Genomic DNA, 20,451 nt, shown 5'->3' on the forward strand with positions numbered 1-20,451 from the left:
GCACGCCCGCGGGCAGCGTGCGGTTGATCTGCTCCATGCGCTGCGCCACGGCCTGCGCCACGGTGCGGCTGTTCTCGCCGATGAGCATGAACACCGTGCCCAGCACCACCTCGCGGCCGTTGTCGGTGGCCGCGCCGGTGCGCAGCTCACGGCCCACCTGGACCTCGGCCACGTCGCGTATGCGCACCGGCGTGCCGCCCACGCTCGTGAGGATGACGTTGCCGATGTCCTGCATGGAGCCCACCCGGCCGGGCGCGCGTATGAGGTACTGCTCGCCGCGGCGCTCGATGTAGCCGGCGCCCACGTTGGCGTTGTTGCGCTCCAGCGCCGCCACCACGTCGGCCAGCGTCAGGCCGTGCGCCGAGAGCCGCTCGGGGTTGGGCGCCACGTGGTACTCCTTGGCATGGCCGCCTATGGTGTTGATCTCGGTGACGCCGGGCACGGTGCGCAGTTGCGGCTTGATGATCCAGTCCTGGATCTCGCGCAGGTCCGTGGCGCTGTAGGGCGTGCCGTCGGCCTTGCGCGCGTCCTCGCGGGCCTCCACGGTCCACAGGAAGATTTCGCCCAGCCCCGTGGAGATGGGGCCTATGGCCGGGCTCACGCCGGCGGGCAGCTGCGCGCGCGCGGCGGCCAGCCGCTCGTTGACGAGCTGGCGCGCGAAGTAGATGTCGGTGCCGTCCTTGAAGATGACGGTCACCTGCGACAGCCCGTAGCGCGACAGCGAGCGCGTTTGCTGCAGCCCCGGCAGGCCCGCCATCACGGCCTCCATGGGCCAGCTCACGCGCTGCTCGGTCTCCAGCGGCGAGTAGCCCGGCGCCGCGGTGTTGATCTGCACCTGGACATTGGTGATATCGGGCACGGCGTCTATGGGCAGCCGCTGGTAGTTCCAGGCGCCCAGGGCGGCCATCAGCGCCACCGCCAGCATCACGAACCAGCGCTGCTCGACGGCAAAGCGCAGGATGCGTTCGAACATGGGTCGTCCTCCTGCTTCAGTGCGTGTGGGTGGCCGAGCCCTTGCCGGCCTCGGATTTCAGGACGAAGCTGCCCGCCGCCGCGTAGGGCGCGCCGGCGGGCAGCCCGCGCAGCACCTCCACGCGCTGCCCGTCGCTGCGGCCCAGCTCCACGGGGCGCGGCACGAAGCCGCCGGCCACCTGCTCGAACACCACGGGCTTGTCGCCGAGCTGCTGCACGGCGGCGGCGGCCACCGTCACCGGCGCCCCCGCCTCGCCCGTGACCACCTCCACCGTCACGAACAGCCCCGGGCGCCACGCGCCTTGCGGGTTGGCGAGCGAGACGCGCGCCTTGGCCGTGCGCGTGAGCTCGCCCAGCAGCGAGCCCACGTAGGCCACCGTGCCGGTGGCGGCCTCGTCGAAGGCGCTGGAGCGCACCGTGACGCGGGCGCCCACGCGCACGTGCCTGAGGTCCTGCGCCGCAACGTCCACCTCGGCCCAAACGCTGCGCAGGTCCGACAGCGTGAAGACGCTGGCGTCCTCCTTCACGGCCTCGCCCAGCGCCAGGTGCTTCTCGACGATGGTGCCGTCGAACGGCGCGCGCAGCTCGAAGCGGTTGAGCGCGCCACCACCCCCGCCGCCCGTGCCGGCCCCCAGGGCCTGCAGCTTCTGGTGAGCATTGGCCAGCGCGATCTCGGCTTCGCGCAACGCCTGCTCGGCCTGCAGCACGTCCTGCTGCGGCGAGATCTTTTCCTGCCACAGCCGCTGCTCGCGTTCGAAGGTCGTGCGCGCCAGGGCCTGGCGCCGTTGCGCGGCCTGCAGCTCGCTGCGCAGCTCCGACACCGCCGCGCTGCTGATGACGGCCAGCACCTGGCCGCGGCGCACGGCCTGGCCCAGGTCGGCGGACACGCTGTCCACCACGCCGGCCACGCGCGGGACGACGTGGGCCGTGCGGTCCTCGTTGAAGCGGATCTGCCCGGGCAGCTGCAGCGTGGTGCGTATGGGGGCGGCGGCCGCCTTCTCCACGGCGATGCCCGCGGCCTGCACCTGCTCGGCCGTCATCGCCAGGCGGCCTGCCGGCTGGCCCGCCGCGGCCGCGGCCGCGCCGCCCGCCGAGCCGGCCTGGCCCGCGGGCTTCTCCTGCGCCTGGTTGCCGTGGCCGTGCCGGTCTTCGTGCTCGTCCTTGTGCTCGTCTTCGTGGTCCTGGCCCGCGGCGTCCGGCTTGCCGGCCTCGTGTTCGCCGTGGTCGTTGTGTTCGTCGTGGTCCGCATGGCCGGCGCCATGCTCATCGCCGTGCCCGGCGGCCGGCGTGGCCGCGGGCGTGTGCAGGATGGCGGCGCTGCCCAGCAGGCCGGCGGCAACCAGTGCCGCGACCGCGGCCCACTGCTTGCGGCCGGCGGGGGTCTTGGGGGTCTTCATGAAGGAATGCCTCTCAGCGCCCGGCCGCGGCCGGGTCGGTGTGTGGGTCGGTGGACGGGTCGTCGCCCAAGGCGCGGTCGATGTCGGCGGCGGCAAGATGGGCCTGTGCGATGGCGCGCAGGTACTGCGTGCGCGACAGCAGCAGCGTGCGTTGGGCGTCGAGCACGTCCAGGAAGCCGAACTTGCCCAGCTCGTAGCCCTTGGTGGTGGCCTCGAACACGCTTTGCGCGCCGGGCAGCACCTCGCCGTGCAGCGTGCGCGCCTCGGTGACGGCGGCCTGCAGCCGCTCGTGGGCGCGCGCCACCTCCGCGCGCAGGCGCAGCGTGGCGGCCTCGGCTTCGAAGCGGGCCTGGTCCTGGCGGCGCAGCGCCTCCAGCTCCGCGCCGCGCCAGGCGTCAGCCACCGGCAGCGGCACGGACAGCGTCAGCAGCGCCTGGGTGCGGCCCAGCTCCTCGCTGTGCTTGGCCCCCACGCCCACGGTCACGTCCGGCACGCGCCGCGTGCGCTCCACCCGCGCCAGCGCGCCCAGCCGCTCCACGTCGAGCCGGGCCACGCGCAGCGCGGGCGCCTGCTCCACGCGGGCGAGCAGCGCTTCCCGCGGCGGCAAGGGCGGCGGCGCGATATCGCCCGCCACCGCCTGCACGGCCGCATCGGCGCCCAGCAGCGCCTGCAGGCCCTGCAGCGCCGCGCGCAGCTCGCCGCGCGCCTGGGCCAGCTCGACGGCCACGCCCGCCTGTGCCACGCGGGCGCGCGTCTCCTCGATGGGCGAGACCTTGCCGGCCGTCACCCGCCGCTGCGCCGCCTCGCTGCCGCCGCGCGCCAGCTCCAGTGCGGCTTGGGCCAGCCGCACGCGCTCCTGCGCCACCAGGGCTTCGGCGAAGGCCGCCGTGACCTCGGCGCGAAGCTGGCCGCGGCGCAGCGCCTGGCGCGCCAGCGCCACGTCGAGGCCGCGCCCGGCGGCCTCCAGCCGCGCCTGCCGCTTGCCGCCCAGCTCGATGGGCTGCGCCAGCCGCAGCGTGGTGGAGCGGGTCTCGCGCCGGGTGTCTTCCAGCTCGCCTTCGGCCAGCGCGGCGGGGCGGGCCCCGGCCACGAGCAGCGCGGCCTGCGTGGCCTGCACCTCGCTGCGCGCGGCCGCGAGATCGGGGTAGTGCGCCAGCGCCAGCGCCAGCGCCTGGTCCAGCGTCAGCGCCGGCGTTGTGGCCGCAACGGTGCCGGCCGCGGCCGGCGTGGCCTGGCGCGCGGCATCGGCCCCGCTTTCGGCCAGGCAGGGCAAAGTCATGCATGCCGCCAGCAGTGGCGGCAGCCAAAGGTATCTCATCGGATGCTCCGCTAGTTGATCAGGTCAACGAGGCAGATCCGGCGAGTCGTCTGGGCTCAGGAAAACAAAGGGTGCAAAGGGACGCGCTCGCCGGATCAGGCGGGGCGTCGGTCGGGCCGCTCCGGCAGCGCCGGGACGTGGGATGGCGGCAGCGCGTCGTGGCGGGCCACGCGCGGCGGCAGCGTGGGTGGCGCCAGGGCCGGCGCATCGCCCAGCAGCGTTTGCGCATGGCCCAGGTGGCAGATGCCGCAATCGTTGTCCGCCGTCAGCGGCGACTTCTTGCCGCCATGGCCGTCCTTGGCCTGGGCAGCGCCCTGGTCATGGTGCTGGTGCTCGTGGTGGCCGAAGTGCCCGGCCTGCACCTTCTCGTGCTGGCAGTACGCCGCCACCGCAGCCCAGGAGAGCTGCAGCGGCAGGAGTGCCAGGAGAAGGACGAGGAGCCAGCGGCGCATGTCCGCAAGTTTACCTTCCAGGCAGGCCCGGCTCCGGGCAGGCTTCAGGCGTGCGCCCCGTCCAGCCAATGCAGCAGCGTGGCGTAGAGCGCGCCGGCGTCCACGGGCTTGAAGATGAAGTCGTTCATGCCGGCCTCCAGGCAGGCCTTGCGGTCCTCGTCGTAGGCGTTGGCGGTCAGGGCCAGGATGGGGCGCGTGGCCCAGCCGGGCAGGGCGCGGATGCGGCGCGTGGCCTCCATGCCGTCCATGAAGGGCATCTGCATGTCCATGAGCACCAGCGCGTAGGCCGTCCCCTGCGCCTTCTCCACGGCTTGCAGCCCGTCCTCGGCCGTGTCCACCGACAGGCCGGCGCCCGCCAGCATGGCCAGGGCCACTTCGCGGTTGACGGGGTTGTCCTCGGCCAGCAGCACGCGCATGCCGGCGCAGCGCTCGCGCAGGGCGGCCGCCGCATCGGCCCGCGGCAGTGCCGCCGCCGGCGGGCTGCCCGCGCCACGCGACAGCCGGGCCGTGAACCAGAAGCTGCTGCCTTGCCCCGGGGCGCTGTGCACGCCCACTTCGCCGCCCATCATCTGCACCAGGCTGCGCGTGATGGCCAGGCCCAGGCCGCTGCCGCCGTGGCGCCGCGTGATGGAGGCGTCCAGCTGCTCGAAGGTCCGGAACAGCCGCGACTGCTTGTCCGCCGCGATCCCGATGCCGCTGTCCCGAACCTCGAAGCGCAGCAGCAGCTCGGTGCCCGCGTCCTGCATCACTTGCGCGCTCAACCAGACGCCGCCGCGCGCCGTGAACTTGGCCGCGTTGCTGGCGTAGTTGAGCAGCGCCTGTTGCAGCCGCACGGGGTCGCCATGCAGCCACGTGGGCACGCCGGCGGCGTCCACCTGCACGGACAAGGCCTTGTCGCGCGCGATCGGCTCGATCATCGAGCACACGTTGTCCAGCACCGCGCGCAGCTCGAAGTCGCTGGACTGCAGCTCCAGCTTGCTGGCCTCGATCTTGGAGAGGTCGAGAACGTCGTTGAGCGTGGCCAGCAGGTGGCGGCCCGCCATGTCGATGCGCTCCAGCCGCGCGGCGTGCTCGGCGGGCAGGGCGGCGCGGCGCAGCAGCTCCGTCATGCCGAGGATGGCGTTGAGCGGCGTGCGGATCTCGTGGCTCATGTTGGCCAGGAACACGCTCTTGGCCTGGCTGGCCGCTTCGGCCGCCTGCAACGCGTCCCGCAGCTGGCTGGTGCGTTCGCTCACCAGGCACTCCAGCCGCTTGCGGTAGCGCTCCAGCTCCACGTCCAGCCGCTTGCGGTCGGAGATGTCGCGCACGGTCGCCAGGATCAGGCTGTGCGCGTCGCAGTCCAGCCGCGTGAGCAGCACCTGGGCCGTGAACGGGCTGCCGTCCAGGCGCTGGTGCACCCATTCCATGTCCAGCGAGCCTTCGGCCAGGACGGCGTGCTCGTTGCCCGCCACCAGGTCGCGCGAAGCGCGGCCATTGGGCTGCAGCGGCGCGGAGATGTCGAGCACGGTCTTGTGCCTGAGATCGTCGGCGCGGAACAGCCGCAGGGCCGCCGGGTTGGCGTCCTGGATGACGCCCTCGCCCGGCTCGATCACGAGATGGGCGTCCTTGCTGCCTTCGAAAAGCTGCCGGTGGCGCCTTTCGCTGTTGCGCAGCGCGGCCTCCAGGCTGCGGTGCTCGGTGACGTCCCTGGCCAGGCAGAACGAGCCTATGAAGCGGCCCTCGGCATCGAGCAGCGGTGCCGCCGTGACCTGCAGCAGCCGCGGGCCGCGGGGCGTCTGCAGGGACTGCTCGGACGACGACAGCTGGCGCTGTGCCAGGGCCTGCTCCGTGATCGAGCGGATCTGCCCGGCCGTGTGCGGCGGAAAGATTTCCGTGTCCGTGCGGTCCAGCGCGGCGGCGGGCTCCAGGCCCATGAGGCGGCCGGCGGCCTGGTTGAAGAGCACGTAGCGGCCCTCGGCATCCTTGATGCACATGGCCTCGTCCGTGGCGTCGGCCATGGCCGCCAGCAACTGCAGCTCCTTCAGGCGCCGCACGTTGGCCAGCGATTCGCCGCGGGCCTGGGCCAGGGTCTCGCGCTGGCGCAGCAGCAGCACGGCCACGGCGGCGCTGAAGATGGCCAGCACGCCGACCAAGCCCAGCCAGACCATTTGCCGCAGGACCTTGCCGCGCACCTCGGCGTCGGCGATCACCGCGGCCAGCACCCAGTCCGTGCCCGGAATGGCGCGCGTGGCCCCCAGCAGGCGTTCGCCCCGCAGGCCCAGCCCAATGACCTGGCGCTGCTGCGGCGGCTGCAGCGCCAGCGCGGCAACGGCCAGGGCGTCCTCGTCATTCAGCACCGCCTGCACCGGGCCCACGGCGCGGCTGGAAGGCGGCTGGTTGAGCAGCTCCGCGTCGCCGTCCATTCGACGCAGCAGCCACACCTCGCCCGTGTCCGTGCGCACGGGCCAGCCCTGCAGCAGTTGATCCACGTCGTCATCGCTGCAGGGGTGCAGCAGGATGAAGGCCCTGGCCCGCCCGCCGTCCAGCAGCGGAACGACCAGGTCCAGCACGTGGTGCTCGGCGCGATCCACGTAGGGGCCGGCCTGGTGGATGTCCAGGTCCTGCGCCGCCGCGTCCAGGGCGCTTTGCAACTCCCTGGGCATGTGGGCCTCGCTCCCCGGGCTGCCGCCCAGGCCGTGGCCCCGGCTGTCGTAAATGCGCACGCGGCCTGCGCCCGCATGGCCGGCCAGGCCTTCCAGCTGCTGCGTCAGCAGGTCGCCGCAGCCGGCGTCGCCGGCCTGCCAGCAGTTGAACAGCGCCAGCAGGTGCCGGCTGGTCTGGATGTAGCGGGCCGCGCGCCGGCTCTGGACGACCCGGTCCGTGAGCATCCTCGCCTTGAACTCCGCCACCTCGTTGAGCCGCAGCACCTCGGCCGCCCGCTCATCGCCCCACATCCTGTACCCCGCCGCAAAGACGGCCGCCAGCACGCACAGGCTCGCCACCATCCAGGCGCGCCAGGGGTAAACGAACAATTGCCCCAGCGGCAAGGCCTCCTGGCGCGCGCGGCGCAGCAGCCAATACAGAAGGTAGGAAGTGACCACCACGAAAAGCCACCCTTTTGCCGTGCCGGCCAGGGCGATGGCATCGGGCCCGTGGAAGAACCAGGTCGTGATTTTGTCGGACAACAAAATCCACGTGGCGGCAAACACGGCATAAATCAAGACTATCCTGATTTCCGGCTTGACGAGGCCGGGTGCGGATAATCGTTTATCCATCTTGCCTCCAATAACTTCCTGATCTCGGCTTCGGTCTGTGCGGCTGGAATGGGCGGGGCCGTACAAAGGAGGGTGCGCAGCGCTTTGAGCGCAGGCCTTCCGGCCAAGAATATATTGACTATGGCCTGGCTTTGTGATCAGGTTGTCAACAGTGGGCTTGATTTTTTATTCGCAAGCCGGGAAGTTGCGGATAAATTTATGCCGTCATCGCAAAACTTTATTTCAGAGGCGGCAGCCTGGATGCCGGCTGCGCGGTTTCATCCGTGCCGAAGAATATGTCGAGAATTGTCCTCGAATTATGCATGGACGGTGCGGGGAATTCTCTGAAAAACAAAAAGCGAATGGCGCACCCAGCGCGTGCGCCATTCGCAAAATACTGGCATTCAAATGCCGCCAGCGGCGGCAAAGCCCGGCCTCAGAACAAGAAGTCCGTGTGGACGAAGCGCGAATGGTGCTGCGCGGCAATGGCGTTGAGCAGCCGCGTGTTGGCCTCGGTCTGGCGGGCGGCCACCATGGAGCGTATGGAGAAGGCGCGCAGCGCGTCGGTGACGGAGAGCGTGCCCTCGGCCGAGTCCTTGCGGCCGGCAAACGGGAACATGTCCGGCCCGCGCTGGCATTGCGAGTTGAGGTTGACGCGGCAGACCTGGTTGACCAGCGGGTCGATGAGCGCGCCCAACTGCGCCGGGTCCTGGCCGAAGAGGCTGACCTGCTGCCCGTGCTCGGACGTCACCACGTACTGCAGCGCCTCCTCGACGTCCTCGAAGTCCGCCACCGGCACCAGCGGGCCGAATTGCTCCTCGCGGTAGAGCTGCATGCCTTCGCGCACCGGGTACACCAGCGCCGGGCGGTACAGCGTCACGCAGGAGTCGCCCCCGCCGTCGTTGAGCACCCGCGCGCCGCGGGATTGCGCGTCGCGCAGCGCCTCGTCCATGTAGGCCGTGCGGTGCGGGCCGGGCAGCGGCGTGATCTGCACGCCGTCCTCCCAGGGCATGCCCAGCTTGAGCGCGGCGATGGCCTCGCCCATGCGCTGCAGGAAGGGCTTCACGATGGAGCGGTGCACCAGCAGCATCTTCAGCGCCGTGCAGCGCTGGCCGTTGAAGGACAGGGCGCCGGCCACGCATTCGCGCACGGCCAGGTCCAGGTCCGCGTCGGCGAGGACGATGGCGGCGTTCTTGGCGTCCAGGCCCAGCACCGCGCGCAGCCGGTGCGACTTGGGGTGCTGCTTCTTGAGGTGGTCCGCGATGCGGCTGGAGCCTATGAGCGCCAGCACGTTGACCTGCCCCGAGGCCAGCAGCCGCGGCACCACCAGCGAGCCCGGCGCGTAGATGGTGTTGACCACCCCCGGCGGAAAGGCGCTGCGCAAGGCCTCCAGCAGCGGCGCGAACAGCAGCGTGCCGTACTGCGGCGGCTTGAACACCACCGTGTTGCCCATGAGCAGCGCCGGGATCAGCGTGGCGAAGGTTTCGTTGAGCGGGTAGTTGTAGGGCCCCATGCACAGCACCACGCCCAGCGGGGTGCGGCGTATCTGGCCGGCGAAGCCTTCGGCCTGCGCGAAGCGCGAGGCGTCGTTGTCCAGCGCCTTGAGCGCGGCGATGGTGGCCTCGATGTACTCCAGCGTGCGGTCGAACTCCTTGCGCGAGTCGGCCAGGCTCTTGCCGATCTCCCACATGATCAGCCGCACCACGGTGTCGCGCTGCGCGGCCATCTGGCGGGTGAAGTCCTGCATGCAGGCGATGCGCTGGGCCGTGCTCATGGTGGGCCAGGCGCCGCGGCCGTGGTCCCAGGCGCGCACGGCGGCGGCCAGCGCCTGGTCGCTGTGCTCCACGCCCATCACGGGCACGCTGCCGATGTCCATCTGCCGCACGCTGCCGTCGGCATGGCGCACGCAGATGGGCGAGAGCACGGTGCGGCATTCGCCGTCCCAGGTGACCAGCTCGCCGTCCAGCACCGAGACGCGCTGGTGCAGCGGCTCGCGCAGGCGGTGGGCCTCGGGGATCTGGTCCGCGGTGGGGAAAAGCTGTTTCAGGCTGTGGTGGTCCATGGAGGGAGGAGGGGGTGTCCGCGCAAGTGAAAAAGCCAGGACGCACGCCGCGGACGCGGGCGCCTTGCGGCGGCAGGCGTGCCGCGCAGGGGAATTCAGGCCGCGGGCCGGCAGCCGCTCACTGCTCCTCGGCCCAAGTGAAACCGTCGCGGGCCACCAGGGCGCTGGCCGCTGCCGGGCCCCAGCTGCCGGCGGCGTAGGGGCGGGGGCCCAGGCCGGCGGCGTCGTCCTCGCGCCAGGCCTGCAGCACGGGCTCCACCCAGCGCCAGGCCTCTTCCTGCTCGTCGTTGCGCACGAACAGGTTCAGGCGGCCGTGTATGGCCTCCAGCAGCAGCCGCTCGTAGGCGCCCACGCGGTCCTCGGCGAAGGCGTGGTCGAAGTCCAGGTCCAGGCTCACGGGCGCCAGCGCCTGCGTCCCGGTGGGGCCCTGGGCCGCGAGAAGGTGCAGCTCCAGCCCGTCGGCGGGCTGCAGCTTGATCACCAGCCGGTTGGCCGGGTGCGGGCCCGCGAAGATCGGGTGCGGCACGGCGCGGAAGTTCACGACGATGCAGGCCGTGCCCGCCGCCAGCCGCTTGCCCGTGCGCAGGTAGAAAGGCACGCCGGCCCAGCGCCAGTTGCACACCTCGGTGCGCAGCGCCACGAAGGTCTCGCAGCGGCTGCCCGCGGGCACGTTGCGCTCCTCCAGGTAGCCCGGCACGGCACGGCCCTCGCACACGCCGGCGCGGTACTGGCCGCGCACCACGTCGCGCCGCGCGCTGGCGGCGTCGAAGGGCTTCAAGGCCTGCAGCACCTTGAGCTTTTCGTTGCGTATGGCATTGGCATGGGCGGACGCGGGCGGCTCCATGGCGATCATGGTGAGCAACTGCAGCGCATGGTTCTGGACCATGTCGCGCAGCGCGCCGGTGCGGTCGTAGAAGTCGCCGCGCGTGCCCACGCCCAGGGACTCGGCCAGCGTGATCTCTATGCTGGCAATGCTGTCGCGACGCCACAGCGGCTCGAAGAGCGCGTTGCCAAAGCGCAGCGCGGTGAGGTTCTGCACCGCGGACTTGCCCAGGTAGTGGTCTATGCGCAGCGCCTGCGACTCGCCGAACACGGCCCCCACGGCGCGGTTGATGGCGCGCGCGCTCTCCAGGTCGTGCCCAAGCGGCTTTTCGAGCACCACGCGCACCTCCGGTCCGTTGAGCCCCATGGCGCCCAACTGCCGGCAAACCTGCGGGAACAGGTGCGGGCTGGTGGCCAGGTAGAAGACCACCGCCTCGGCCGGGCCGTCGGCGCGGCCCTCCTGCGCCGCGGGCTCCTTGAGCCAGCGCCGCAGCGCGGGGTAGTGGGCGTCCTGAGCCAGGTCCACCTGCAGGTAGTGCACTTGGGCGGTGAAGGCGGCCAGGGCCTCGGCCGTTGGGCGCGTCGGACCCGACAAGTCCTGGAAGCGCTGCTGCAGCCACACGCGGTAGGCCGCGCTGTCCATGTCCTCGCGCGACACCGCCAGGATGCGCCCGCCTGCCGGCAGCGTGCCGTGGCGCCAGGCCTGGAACAGGGCCGGCATGAGCTTGCGCCAGGCCAGGTCGCCGGTGCCGCCGATGAGGACAAGGTCGAAGGACATGGAATCTCCAGGTGACGTGGTCTTTTGGCAGGCGCAGTCCGCGCGGCGCGCCTTGAAAGCCACGCCGCCAGGGCGCCCGCCATCATCCAAAGCGCTTTCGAATGGGCGTCATGCTGGGGCCCGCAGCGCCATCGCGCCAGCGGGTTTTCCATTAATCAATCAGCTTGAGTTATTTACTGGTCTCACCGAAACTGGTGTTCAGGCCCGTGTGGGCCTTCAGGAAGTCGGCATGAATGACACCGAAGCGCTGGTAAAGGCCGCCTTGCAGCGGTGCGGGCATGCGCCGGCCGGGCGCAAGGACCGTGTGTCGACGGCCTGGGCCCGCTGCGGGGCTGGCGGGCCGGATTCAGCCGCCGGCGCTGGCCGGGCGGTCCGTGTCGCCGGGCGCGATCACGGGTTGCGCCAGTTGGTTCAGGGAGGGCACCGGGTGGCCCGCGAGCAGGTCCAGCACCAGCCGCGCCAGGGTGCGGCCGCTGGCCTCGCCCGTGGGCTGCTCCACGGCGGTGACGCGGTAGGGCAGCGGCAGGTCGGCCGGCACGCCGTCATAGACGATGAGCGACGGCCCCCGGCCCGGCTGCCAGCCGCTTTCCATGAGCGCGCGCAGCGTGCCCACGCCGCTCAGGTTGTTGTCCACCAGCAGCGCGGTGGGCGGCTGCGGCAGCGCCAGCAGCCGCCGCGTGGCCTCGCAGGCGCCATGGCGGTCCAGCGGCACTTCCACCACCAGGGCGGCTTCAGGCTCCAGCCCGGCCTCGCGCAGCGCCTGCACGTAGCCGGCATGGCGCTGCGCGGCAAAGGTCATGCTCAGCGGCGCATGGATCAGCGCGATGCGCCGGTGCCCCAGGCCCAGCAGCCGCTGCGTGGCCAGGCGGGCGCCGGCCTCGTTGTCGAAATCGAACCAGGCGTAGGGCGAGGCGCTGTTCGTCCGCCCATAGGCCACGAAGGGAAACTTGCGCTGCTGCAGGAACTGGATGCGGGCGTCGTCCAGCCGGGTGTTGGCCACGATGAGCGCATCCACGGCGCGCGAGCTGGTGAGCCGCTTGTAGGAGTCCAGCTCGGTCTGCGCCCGCGCCGCCGCGACCATGAGGTCCATGCGCGCCTCGGCCAGCCCGTCGGAGAGCCCGGCCATCACTTCCACGAAGCGCGGATCGCCCAGCCCGCTGTCGCCAAACGGGTAAATGATCCCCACCGCCTCCGAGCGCCCGGTGGCCAGCCGCCGCGCCGTGGTGTCGGGCTCGTACCCCGACGCCCGCGCCGCCTCCAGCACCCGCTGCCGCGTGACGGGGCTCACGTCCGAATACCCCGCCAGCGCCCGCGACACCGTCGTCTGCGACAGGCCCAGCGACTGCGACAGCACTTTCAGATTGGTTTTCAAGACGCGTTTCTCCGCCGGGCTTGAGTCAAGGTTCAGCGCGTGTTACGCGCCATCTAAAGCGGTTTGGATCGTAGCACGCGGCGCCACGGCCTGCGGTCGAGTGATGGCAGCCCAGCCGGGGGCCGCGCTCAGGGAAAACACCGAGCAATATCCAAAGCGCTTTGACTAGTGTTGTGATGAATCCAAAGCGCTTTGAATGGGCCGTTCGTTTTGGCGGTCCAAGCGCGATGCCAGCCAGCCGGCCGCCGTGCGCGGCGGCGAGCCCACGGCGCCGGTGCGACGGCGCGCATTGACGAGGAGTTGTCATGGAAGTCCTGCCGGTCTGCCCCGAAGGCGACGAGCACTTGTTGGCCCTGGTGGACTTCAAGTGGCTGATGGTCGGCCTGGGCTGGCGCATCGACCTCTCGCGCCTGTGCCGTGACGCCGCCTACCTCGGCGCATGCGCCCGCCTGGGGCTGGCGAGCGAGCTGCCCCTGCTGCGCCAGCGCAGCGCCGACTTGCTTCACCGCCATGGCGCCGCCACCGCTGCGGCCGCCGGGTTTGCCTGAGTTTTTTTCCCCACCAAGAAAGGCCACGACCGTGCCTGACATTCCGATGCGCCGTCAACGAAAAGCGAAAATCGTCGCGACACTGGGGCCCGCCAGCGCCACGCTGCCCGTGCTGCGTGCGCTGTTCGAGGCCGGGGCGGACGTGTTCCGCCTCAACTTCAGCCACGGCAGCCATGCGCAGCACCGCGAGCGCGTGGACATGATCCGCCGCCTGGAGCAGGAGTTTGGGCGGCCCATCGCGATCCTGCTGGACCTGCAGGGCCCCAAGCTGCGCATAGGCTGCTTTGCCGGTGGCCCCATCACGCTGGAGCCCGGCGCGGCCTTCCGCCTGGACCTGGACCCCGCGCCCGGCGACGCGGCGCGCGTGAACCTGCCGCACCCCGAGATCTTCGCCGCGCTGCAGCCGGGCGCCGAGCTGCTGCTGGACGACGGCAAGTTGCGCCTGCACGTTGAAAGTTGCGGGCTGGACCACGCGCACACCCGCGTCGTCACCGGCGGGCCGCTGTCGGAGCGCAAGGGCGTCAACGTGCCCGGCGTGCTGCTGCCCATCTCGGCGCTCACGCCCAAGGACCGCGAAGACCTCGCCTTCGGCCTCACCTTGGGCGTGGAGTGGGTGGCGCTGTCCTTCGTGCAGCGGCCTGAGGACTTGCACGAGCTGCGCGAGCTGGTGGGCGGCCGCGCGGCGCTGCTGGCCAAGCTGGAAAAGCCCGCGGCCATGGACTGCCTGGAGGCCGTGGTCGACGCCTCCGACGCGGTGATGGTGGCGCGCGGCGACCTGGGCGTGGAGCTGCCCGCCGAGACCGTGCCGCGGCTGCAAAAGCGCATCGTGCGCACCTGCCGCCGGCAGGGCAGGCCGGTGATCGTGGCCACGCAGATGCTGGAGTCCATGGTGGCCTCGCCGGTGCCCACGCGCGCCGAGGCCTCCGACGTGGCCACCGCCGTGTACGACGGGGCCGACGCGGTGATGCTCTCGGCCGAGTCGGCCGCGGGCCGCTACCCGGTGGAGGCGGTGGCGGTGATGGACCGCGTGATCCGCGAGGTCGAAGGCGACCCGTACTACCGCACCGTGATCGACGCCTCGCACGTCGCGCCGGTGGCCAGCGTGGCCGACGCCGTGTGCACCTCGCTGCGCCAGACGGCCGATCTGCTGCCCATCGCCGCGCTGGTGACCTACACGCGCTCCGGCGCCACCAGCCTGCGCGCCGCGCGCGAGCGGCCGGCGGCGCCGGTGCTGTGCATCACGCCGCAGTTGTCCATCGCGCGGCGGCTGGCGCTGGCCTGGGGCGTGCACGCCGTGCACGTGGGCGCGGGCATACAGGACGTGGCCGGCATGGTCGAAACCGCCCGCGCCGTGGCGCGGGCCCAGGGCTTTGCCGCGCCGGGCGCACCCATCGCCATTGCCGCGGGCATGCCTTTCGGCACGGCCGGCACCACCAACCTGCTGCACATCACGGAGGCCTGAGCCATGCATCAGCTCGTTCTCTTGCGCCACGGCGAATCCGTCTGGAACCAGGAAAACCGCTTCACGGGCTGGACCGACGTCCCGCTGAGCGACCGCGGGCTGGAAGAGGCCCACGCGGCCGGGCGGCTGCTCAAGGCGCGCGGCTTCCACTTCGACCTGGCCTTTTCGTCCGTGCAAAAGCGCGCCATCAAGACGCTGTGGAGCGTGCTGGAGGAGCTGGACTGCATGTACATCCCCGTGCAGTCCACCTGGCGCCTCAACGAGCGCCACTACGGCGCGCTGCAGGGGCTGAACAAGGCGCAGACCGCCGCGCGGTACGGCGAGGCCCAGGTGCAGCGCTGGCGCCGCGCCTACGACGAGCCGCCGCCGGCGCTGGCCGCGGGCGATCCGCGGCACGAGGCCGGCGACCCGCGCTACCGCGGGCTTGGCGCGGACGTGCCGCGCACCGAATGCCTGCGCGACACCGTGGCACGTGTGCTGCCTTGCTGGCGCGACGCCATCGCGCCGGCGCTGCGCGGCGGCCAGCGCGTGATCGTGGCCGCGCATGGCAACAGCCTGCGCGCGCTGATCAAGCTCCTGGACGGGGTTTCGGACGAGGCCATTGCCGAGGTCAACCTGCCCACCGGGCAGCCGCTGGTCTTCGAGCTGGACATCGACCTGCGCCCGCTGCGCCACCACTACCTCGGCGACGCCGCCGCCATCGAGGCGTCGCTGCGCGCGGTGGCGGCCCAGGGCCGCGTGGCGGCTTGAGCCGCCCGGCAGCAGGCGCGGCACATGCTGGGCCAGATTCGGCGCCTGCTGGCCGGGCAGCGCGCTGCGCGACTTCCACTACCGCGACTGCGGCTTCCTGCTGTCACTGGGCCACCAGGGCGCGTTGGGCGACCTGCTCGGCGGCCTGGGCCGCGGCGGGCTGATGGTCGAGGACCGCCTCGCGCAGGCCATGTACCTGTCGCTCTACAAGCGCCACGAGCTGGGCCTGCACGGCTGGCCCAAGGTGGCCCTGGCCACCGTCGCGCGCTGGCTCAGCGGCCACACGGGGCCGCGCGTCAAGCTGCACTGAGCGCCGCCGGCAGGGCCGGCACCCCAGCCCTGCCGCGCGCCGTGCAGGTTTGAACCTTGCCCGCCCGGCTGGGGCCCTCCACCCCCGGACAAGCCAAAGCGCTTTGAGGGTTTCCCATAGTTTGATCCAAAGCGCTTTGGACAATAATCAAACCGCGTTAGATATTTGGCAGGAGACAGGTTCATGAAGGCATTGCATTACTTCCTGGGCGCCGCCGGCCTCGCGGCCACGCTGGGCGCGGCGCAGGCGGCGACGCTCACGATTTCCTGCGCCTCGGTGGGCGTGGATTTCGAGAACTGCAAGCGGTATTCGGCGCAGTGGGCCGCCAAGACGGGGCACACGGTGAACATCTTCACCATGCCGAGCTCCAGCACGGACATCCTGTCGCTGTTCCGGCAGATGTTCGCGGCCAAGTCGGCCGACCTGGACGTGCTCAACATCGACGTGGTCTGGCCCGGCGTGCTCAAGGACCACCTGCTGGACCTGAAGCCCTACAGCAAGGGCGCGGAGGCGGAGCACTTCCCGGCCATCGTGGCCAACAACACGGTGGACGGGAAGCTGCTGGCCATGCCCAACATGAGCGACGCGGGCATGCTCTTCTACCGCAAGGACCTGCTGCAGAAGTACGGCCTGCAACCACCCGAGACCTGGCAGGACATGGCCGCCGCGGCCAGGAAGATCCAGGACGGCGAGCGCGCCGCCGGCGCCGCGGACTTCCAGGGCTTTGTCTTCCAGGGCAAGGCCTACGAGGGCCTGAGCTGCAACGCGCTGGAGTGGATCAGCAGCTTCGGCGGCCAGGTGCTCGATGCCCAGGGCAAGGTCACCGTCAACAGCCCGGCCACCGTGCAGGCGCTGAAGATGGCCGCGTCCTGGCCCGGCAGCATCGCGCCCAAGGGGGTGCTGAACTACGCCGAGGAGGACGCGCGCGGCGTGTTCCAGAACGGCAAGGCGGCCTTCATGCGCAACTGGCCCTACGCCTGGTCGCTGAGCCAGAACGCGGACAGCGCCGTCAAGGGCAAGGTGGGCGTGGCGCCGCTGCCGCGCGGCGGCGGCGAGGGGCAGCATGCGGCCGCGCTGGGCGGCTGGCAGTGGGCGGTGAGCAAGTACTCCAGGAACCCCGAGGCGGCGGCCGACCTGGTGATGTACCTCAGCAGCCGCGAGATCCAGAAGGAGCGGGCGGTGAAGTACTCCTTCAACCCCACCATGCCCGCGCTCTACAAGGACAAGGACGTGCTGGCGGCCAACCCCTTCATGGCCGACATGTACGAAGTGCTGGTCAACGCCGTGCCGCGCCCGTCCACCGTCACCGGCGCCAAGTACCCCGAGGTCAGCCAGGCGCTGTGGAACGCCGCGCACGAGGTGATGTCCGGCCAGTCCAGCGCCGAGGACGCCGCCAAGCGCCTGGACGGCCGCCTCAACCAGATCCGCCGGGGCAAGTGGTAATGGGCGCCGCCCCCAACGCCTGGCAGGAGGGTCCGCCCCTGCCGCCAGCCCTGCGCAGCGCCGTGGTGGCGCCTGCGGCCGCGGCCGCGGCCACGCCCGCGGCGCGCCAGCCGCTGCGCGCGCAGCGCACGCGCACCGCGTGGCTGTTCCTGGCGCCCATGCTGGTGACGCTGGCGGCCGTGGCCCTGTGGCCGCTGGCACGCACCATCTGGTTCAGCTTCACCGATGCCAACATCAACGACCCCGGCGCGGCCCAATTCGTCGGCCTGGGCAACTACTTCGGCGAGTTCGGCCTGTTCTTCAACCCGAACAACACCGAGGGCTTCTGGGCCGGCGACTGGGGCGTGGCCATCGCCAACACGCTGAAGTTCGCCCTGGCCTCGGTGCTGCTGGAAACGGCCTTCGGCCTGGGCGTGGCGCTGCTGCTCGACCAGGAGTTCAAGGGCCGCTCGCTGGTGCGCGCCGCGGTGCTGCTGCCCTGGGCCATCCCGACCATCGTGTCGGCCAAGATGTGGGGCTGGATGCTGCACGACCAGTTCGGCGTCATCAACCACCTGCTGCTGTCGGCCGGCCTCATCCAGCACCCCATCGCCTGGACGGCCGACCCCGCCTTCGCCATGTGGACCGTGGTGGCCGTGGACGTGTGGAAGACCACGCCCTTCATGGCGCTGCTCATCCTGGCCGCGCTGCAGACGCTGCCGCGCGACTGCTACGAGGCCGCCCGCGTGGACGGCGTGCATCCGCTGCGCGTGTTCTGGCGCGTGACGCTGCCGCTCATACGCCCGGCGCTGATGGTGGGGGTGGTGTTCCGGCTGCTGGACGCCCTGCGCGTGTTCGACCTGATCTTCGTGCTCACGTCCAACAACGCCAGCACCATCAGCATGTCCGGCTTCGTGCGCCGCGAGATGGTGGACAACGGCTACATGGGCTACGGCTCGGCCGCCTCCACCGTGCTGTTCCTGATGATAGGCCTGGCCACCGTGCTGGTCATGCGCCTGGCCCGCAACCGCCGCATGGAGGACGCATGAACCACCAACGCTCCGTTCTGGGCTCGGCCGTGATCTACGGGCTGGCCGCCCTGGTGACCATCGTCTCGGTCTATCCCTTCCTGTTCGCGGTCTCGACCTCGCTCAAGACCGGCAGCGCGCTGTTCGACCCCAGCCTGTGGACCCGCGGCGCCAGCCTGGCCAACTACGCCTCGCTGCTGGCGGGCGCCGAGCAGCCCTTCCTGCGCCACGTGCTCAATTCCGTCGTGGTGTCGGTCGCGGTGGTGGCGCTGTCGCTGGCGCTGGGCGTGACGGCGGCCTACGCGCTTGGGCGCATCAGCTTCAAGGGGCGCGGGCTGCTGCTGGGCAGCATCCTGGCGGTGTCCATGTTCCCGCAGGTGGCGGTGCTGGCCGGCATGTTCGAGCTCATCCGCGCGCTGGGCCTCTACAACCGCGCCATCGGCCTGGTGCTGCCCTACCTGATCTTCACGCTGCCCTTCACCGTGTGGGTGCTGACCACCTTCATGAAGCAGTTGCCCAAGGAACTGGAGGAGGCGGCCATCATGGACGGCTGCGGGCCGCTTCGCATCATCTGGCAGGTGTTCATGCCCCTGCTGTGGCCGGCGCTGGTGTCCACCGGGCTGCTGGCCTTCATCGCGGCGTGGAACGAGTTCCTGTTCGCGCTCACCTTCGTGCTCGACAACAACGAGCGCACCGTGCCGGTGTCGATCTCGCTCATCAGCGGGGCCAGCCTGTACGACATCCCGTGGGGAAAGATCATGGCCGCCTCGGTGCTCGTCACCCTGCCCCTGATAGCCCTCGTCCTCGTCTTCCAACGCAAGATCGTCTCCGGCCTGACCGCCGGGGCCGTCAAGGGGTGAACTCCATGCACAAGCCCAAGGCATCCAACAACCAGTGGTGGCGCGGCGGCGTGATCTACCAGATCTACCCGCGCAGTTTCAAGGACAGCAACGGCGACGGCATCGGCGACCTGCCCGGCATCACGTCCCGGCTGGAGCACGTCGCACGCTTGGGCGCCGACGCGGTGTGGCTGTCGCCCTTCTTCAAGAGCCCGCAAAAGGATTTCGGCTACGACATCAGCGACTACCGCGACGTCGACCCGATGTACGGCACGCTGGACGACTTCAGGGCCCTGGTGCAGCGCGCCCACGCGCTGAACCTGAAGGTCGTCATCGACCAGGTGCTGTCGCACTGCTCGGACCAGCATCCCTGGTTCGTCGAGAGCCGCAGCAGCCGCGACAACCTCAAGGCCGACTGGTTCGTGTGGGCCGATGCGAAGCACGACGGCACGCCGCCCAACAACTGGCTCAGCGTCTTCGGCGGCAGCGCCTGGCAGTGGGACACGCGCCGCTGCCAGTACTACCTGCACAACTTCCTCACCAGCCAGCCGGACCTCAACTTCCACAACCCCAAGGTGCAGGAGGCGCTGCTGGACACCGTGCGCTTCTGGCTGGAGCTGGGCGTGGACGGCTACCGGCTGGACGCCATCAACTTCTGCTTCCACGACGCGCAGTTGCGCGACAACCCGGGCCGCGGCATGCCTACCGTCGAGGACGCCACCGCCCCGTCCATGAACCCGTACTCCTGGCAGGTGCACCGCTACGACAAGAGCCAGCCGGAAGCATTGGGTTTCCTGAGGCGGCTGCGCGAGCTGGTGGACCAGTACCACGACACGACCATGGTGGGCGAGATCGGCGACGAGGCCGGCCTCGCCATGGTGGCCGACTACACCCGCGGCAGCGACAGGCTGCACATGGCTTACTGCTTCGACCTGCTGGGCGCAGCGCACGACGCGCCTTACCTGCACGACCTGATAGAGCGCTTCCAGCGCATCGCCGGCGACGGCTGGGCCTGCTGGGCCATCTCCAACCACGACTGCATGCGCGTGGCCACGCGCTGGGGTGGCGCGAACCCGTCGAGCGCGCAACTGCGCGCCGCCGCGGCGCTGCTGCTGAGCCTGCGCGGCAGCGTGTGCATCTACCAGGGCGAGGAGCTTGGGCTGCCCGAGGCCGACATCGCGTTTGAGGACCTGCAGGACCCTTACGGCAAGACCATGTGGCCGGAGTTCAAGGGCCGCGACGGCTGCCGCACGCCCATGCCCTGGTCGGACCAGGGCGCCGACCTGGGCTTTGGCAGCGGCCATGTCAAACCGTGGCTGCCGCTGGCCGAGCCGCACCGCCCGCTGGCGGCCGAGCGGCAATGGCAGCAGCCGGGCTCGCTGCTGAACCACTACAGCCGGCTGCTGCACTGGCGCCGCGGCCAGGGCGCGCTGGTCAAGGGCGACATGCAGCTGCTGCCGCGCCATGCCCAGGTGCTGGCCCATGTGCGCGAGCACCACGGCCAGCGCGTGCTGTGCGCCTTCAACCTGAGCAACGCGTCCGCCACGCTGGCGCTGCCCGCCGGCATGGCGATTGAAGACGTGCTGCACGACAGCGGCGCCGACGGCGCGCGGCTGGACAACGGCACGCTGCACTTCGCCCCTTGGGGCGTGATGTTCGCCCGCCTGGGCTGAGCGCCGCCACCGC

Annotated in this window: 16 protein-coding genes; 8 read left to right on the forward strand and 8 right to left on the reverse strand. The window is 70.9% G+C overall.

Going from position 1 to position 20,451, the window contains the following annotated elements:
- The 8 genes from ALA01S_RS20260 to ALA01S_RS20295 form a co-directional block, all read right to left on the reverse strand.
- Positions 1-973 (reverse strand): efflux RND transporter permease subunit (locus ALA01S_RS20260; protein WP_174548643.1); only part of this gene is annotated, 973 nt, incomplete at its 3' end.
- A gap of 16 nt (positions 974-989) precedes the next feature.
- On the reverse strand, positions 990-2,369 hold the full coding sequence (locus tag ALA01S_RS20265) for an efflux RND transporter periplasmic adaptor subunit (protein WP_066340205.1): 1,380 nt from the start codon (positions 2,367-2,369) through the stop codon (positions 990-992).
- Between the two features lie 13 nt (positions 2,370-2,382).
- Positions 2,383-3,648, reverse strand: a complete 1,266-nt coding sequence (locus ALA01S_RS20270; RefSeq protein ID WP_066340207.1) for a TolC family protein — start codon at positions 3,646-3,648, stop codon at positions 2,383-2,385.
- A gap of 134 nt (positions 3,649-3,782) precedes the next feature.
- Positions 3,783-4,139 (reverse strand): cation efflux protein, CzcI family, encoded by a 357-nt coding sequence (gene czcI, locus ALA01S_RS20275; RefSeq protein ID WP_066340210.1) that lies wholly within the window; start codon positions 4,137-4,139, stop codon positions 3,783-3,785.
- A 44-nt stretch (positions 4,140-4,183) separates the two neighbouring features.
- On the reverse strand, positions 4,184-7,393 hold the full coding sequence (locus tag ALA01S_RS20280; RefSeq protein ID WP_157119140.1) for a response regulator: 3,210 nt from the start codon (positions 7,391-7,393) through the stop codon (positions 4,184-4,186).
- Between the two features lie 415 nt (positions 7,394-7,808).
- Positions 7,809-9,434: an NADP-dependent glyceraldehyde-3-phosphate dehydrogenase gene (locus ALA01S_RS20285; RefSeq protein WP_066340213.1), complete on the reverse strand. Its 1,626-nt coding sequence runs from the start codon at positions 9,432-9,434 to the stop codon at positions 7,809-7,811.
- 118 nt (positions 9,435-9,552) lie between these two features.
- The gene (zwf, locus tag ALA01S_RS20290; RefSeq protein ID WP_066340216.1) at positions 9,553-11,034 is read right to left on the reverse strand and encodes a glucose-6-phosphate dehydrogenase; all 1,482 of its coding nucleotides are present in this window, start codon (positions 11,032-11,034) and stop codon (positions 9,553-9,555) included.
- A gap of 346 nt (positions 11,035-11,380) precedes the next feature.
- On the reverse strand, positions 11,381-12,406 hold the full coding sequence (locus ALA01S_RS20295) for a substrate-binding domain-containing protein (protein WP_066340218.1): 1,026 nt from the start codon (positions 12,404-12,406) through the stop codon (positions 11,381-11,383).
- A 305-nt stretch (positions 12,407-12,711) separates the two neighbouring features.
- On the opposite strand from ALA01S_RS20295, the gene ALA01S_RS20300 reads away from it, so the two are divergent.
- The 8 genes from ALA01S_RS20300 to ALA01S_RS20335 all read left to right on the forward strand — a co-directional run bounded on the left by ALA01S_RS20300 (position 12,712) and on the right by ALA01S_RS20335 (position 20,438).
- The gene (locus ALA01S_RS20300) at positions 12,712-12,954 is read left to right on the forward strand and encodes a hypothetical protein (RefSeq protein ID WP_066340221.1); all 243 of its coding nucleotides are present in this window, start codon (positions 12,712-12,714) and stop codon (positions 12,952-12,954) included.
- A 46-nt stretch (positions 12,955-13,000) separates the two neighbouring features.
- Positions 13,001-14,416, forward strand: coding sequence for a pyruvate kinase (gene pyk / locus ALA01S_RS20305; RefSeq protein WP_066340226.1), 1,416 nt, complete (start codon positions 13,001-13,003; stop codon positions 14,414-14,416).
- 3 nt (positions 14,417-14,419) lie between these two features.
- Positions 14,420-15,166, forward strand: a complete 747-nt coding sequence (gene gpmA, locus ALA01S_RS20310) for a 2,3-diphosphoglycerate-dependent phosphoglycerate mutase (RefSeq protein ID WP_066340229.1) — start codon at positions 14,420-14,422, stop codon at positions 15,164-15,166.
- A gap of 124 nt (positions 15,167-15,290) precedes the next feature.
- Positions 15,291-15,476 (forward strand): hypothetical protein, encoded by a 186-nt coding sequence (locus ALA01S_RS20315; RefSeq protein ID WP_066340232.1) that lies wholly within the window; start codon positions 15,291-15,293, stop codon positions 15,474-15,476.
- A gap of 183 nt (positions 15,477-15,659) precedes the next feature.
- Positions 15,660-16,919: an ABC transporter substrate-binding protein gene (locus ALA01S_RS20320; protein ID WP_066340234.1), complete on the forward strand. Its 1,260-nt coding sequence runs from the start codon at positions 15,660-15,662 to the stop codon at positions 16,917-16,919.
- Positions 16,919-17,947 (forward strand): carbohydrate ABC transporter permease, encoded by a 1,029-nt coding sequence (locus ALA01S_RS20325; protein ID WP_084267756.1) that lies wholly within the window; start codon positions 16,919-16,921, stop codon positions 17,945-17,947. Before ALA01S_RS20320 ends, ALA01S_RS20325 begins: the two co-directional genes overlap by 1 nt.
- Positions 17,944-18,786 carry a carbohydrate ABC transporter permease gene (locus ALA01S_RS20330; RefSeq protein ID WP_066340236.1) on the forward strand — a complete coding sequence of 281 codons (843 nt, stop codon included), beginning with the start codon at positions 17,944-17,946 and terminating at the stop codon, positions 18,784-18,786. The genes ALA01S_RS20325 and ALA01S_RS20330 overlap by 4 nt, the downstream gene beginning before the upstream one ends.
- A 5-nt stretch (positions 18,787-18,791) precedes the next feature.
- The gene (locus ALA01S_RS20335) at positions 18,792-20,438 is read left to right on the forward strand and encodes an alpha-glucosidase family protein (RefSeq protein ID WP_066340258.1); all 1,647 of its coding nucleotides are present in this window, start codon (positions 18,792-18,794) and stop codon (positions 20,436-20,438) included.
- Positions 20,439-20,451: the final 13 nt, after the last annotated feature.

This window comes from Azohydromonas lata NBRC 102462 (assembly GCF_001571085.1).
Taxonomy (GTDB): domain Bacteria; phylum Pseudomonadota; class Gammaproteobacteria; order Burkholderiales; family Burkholderiaceae_C; genus Azohydromonas; species Azohydromonas lata.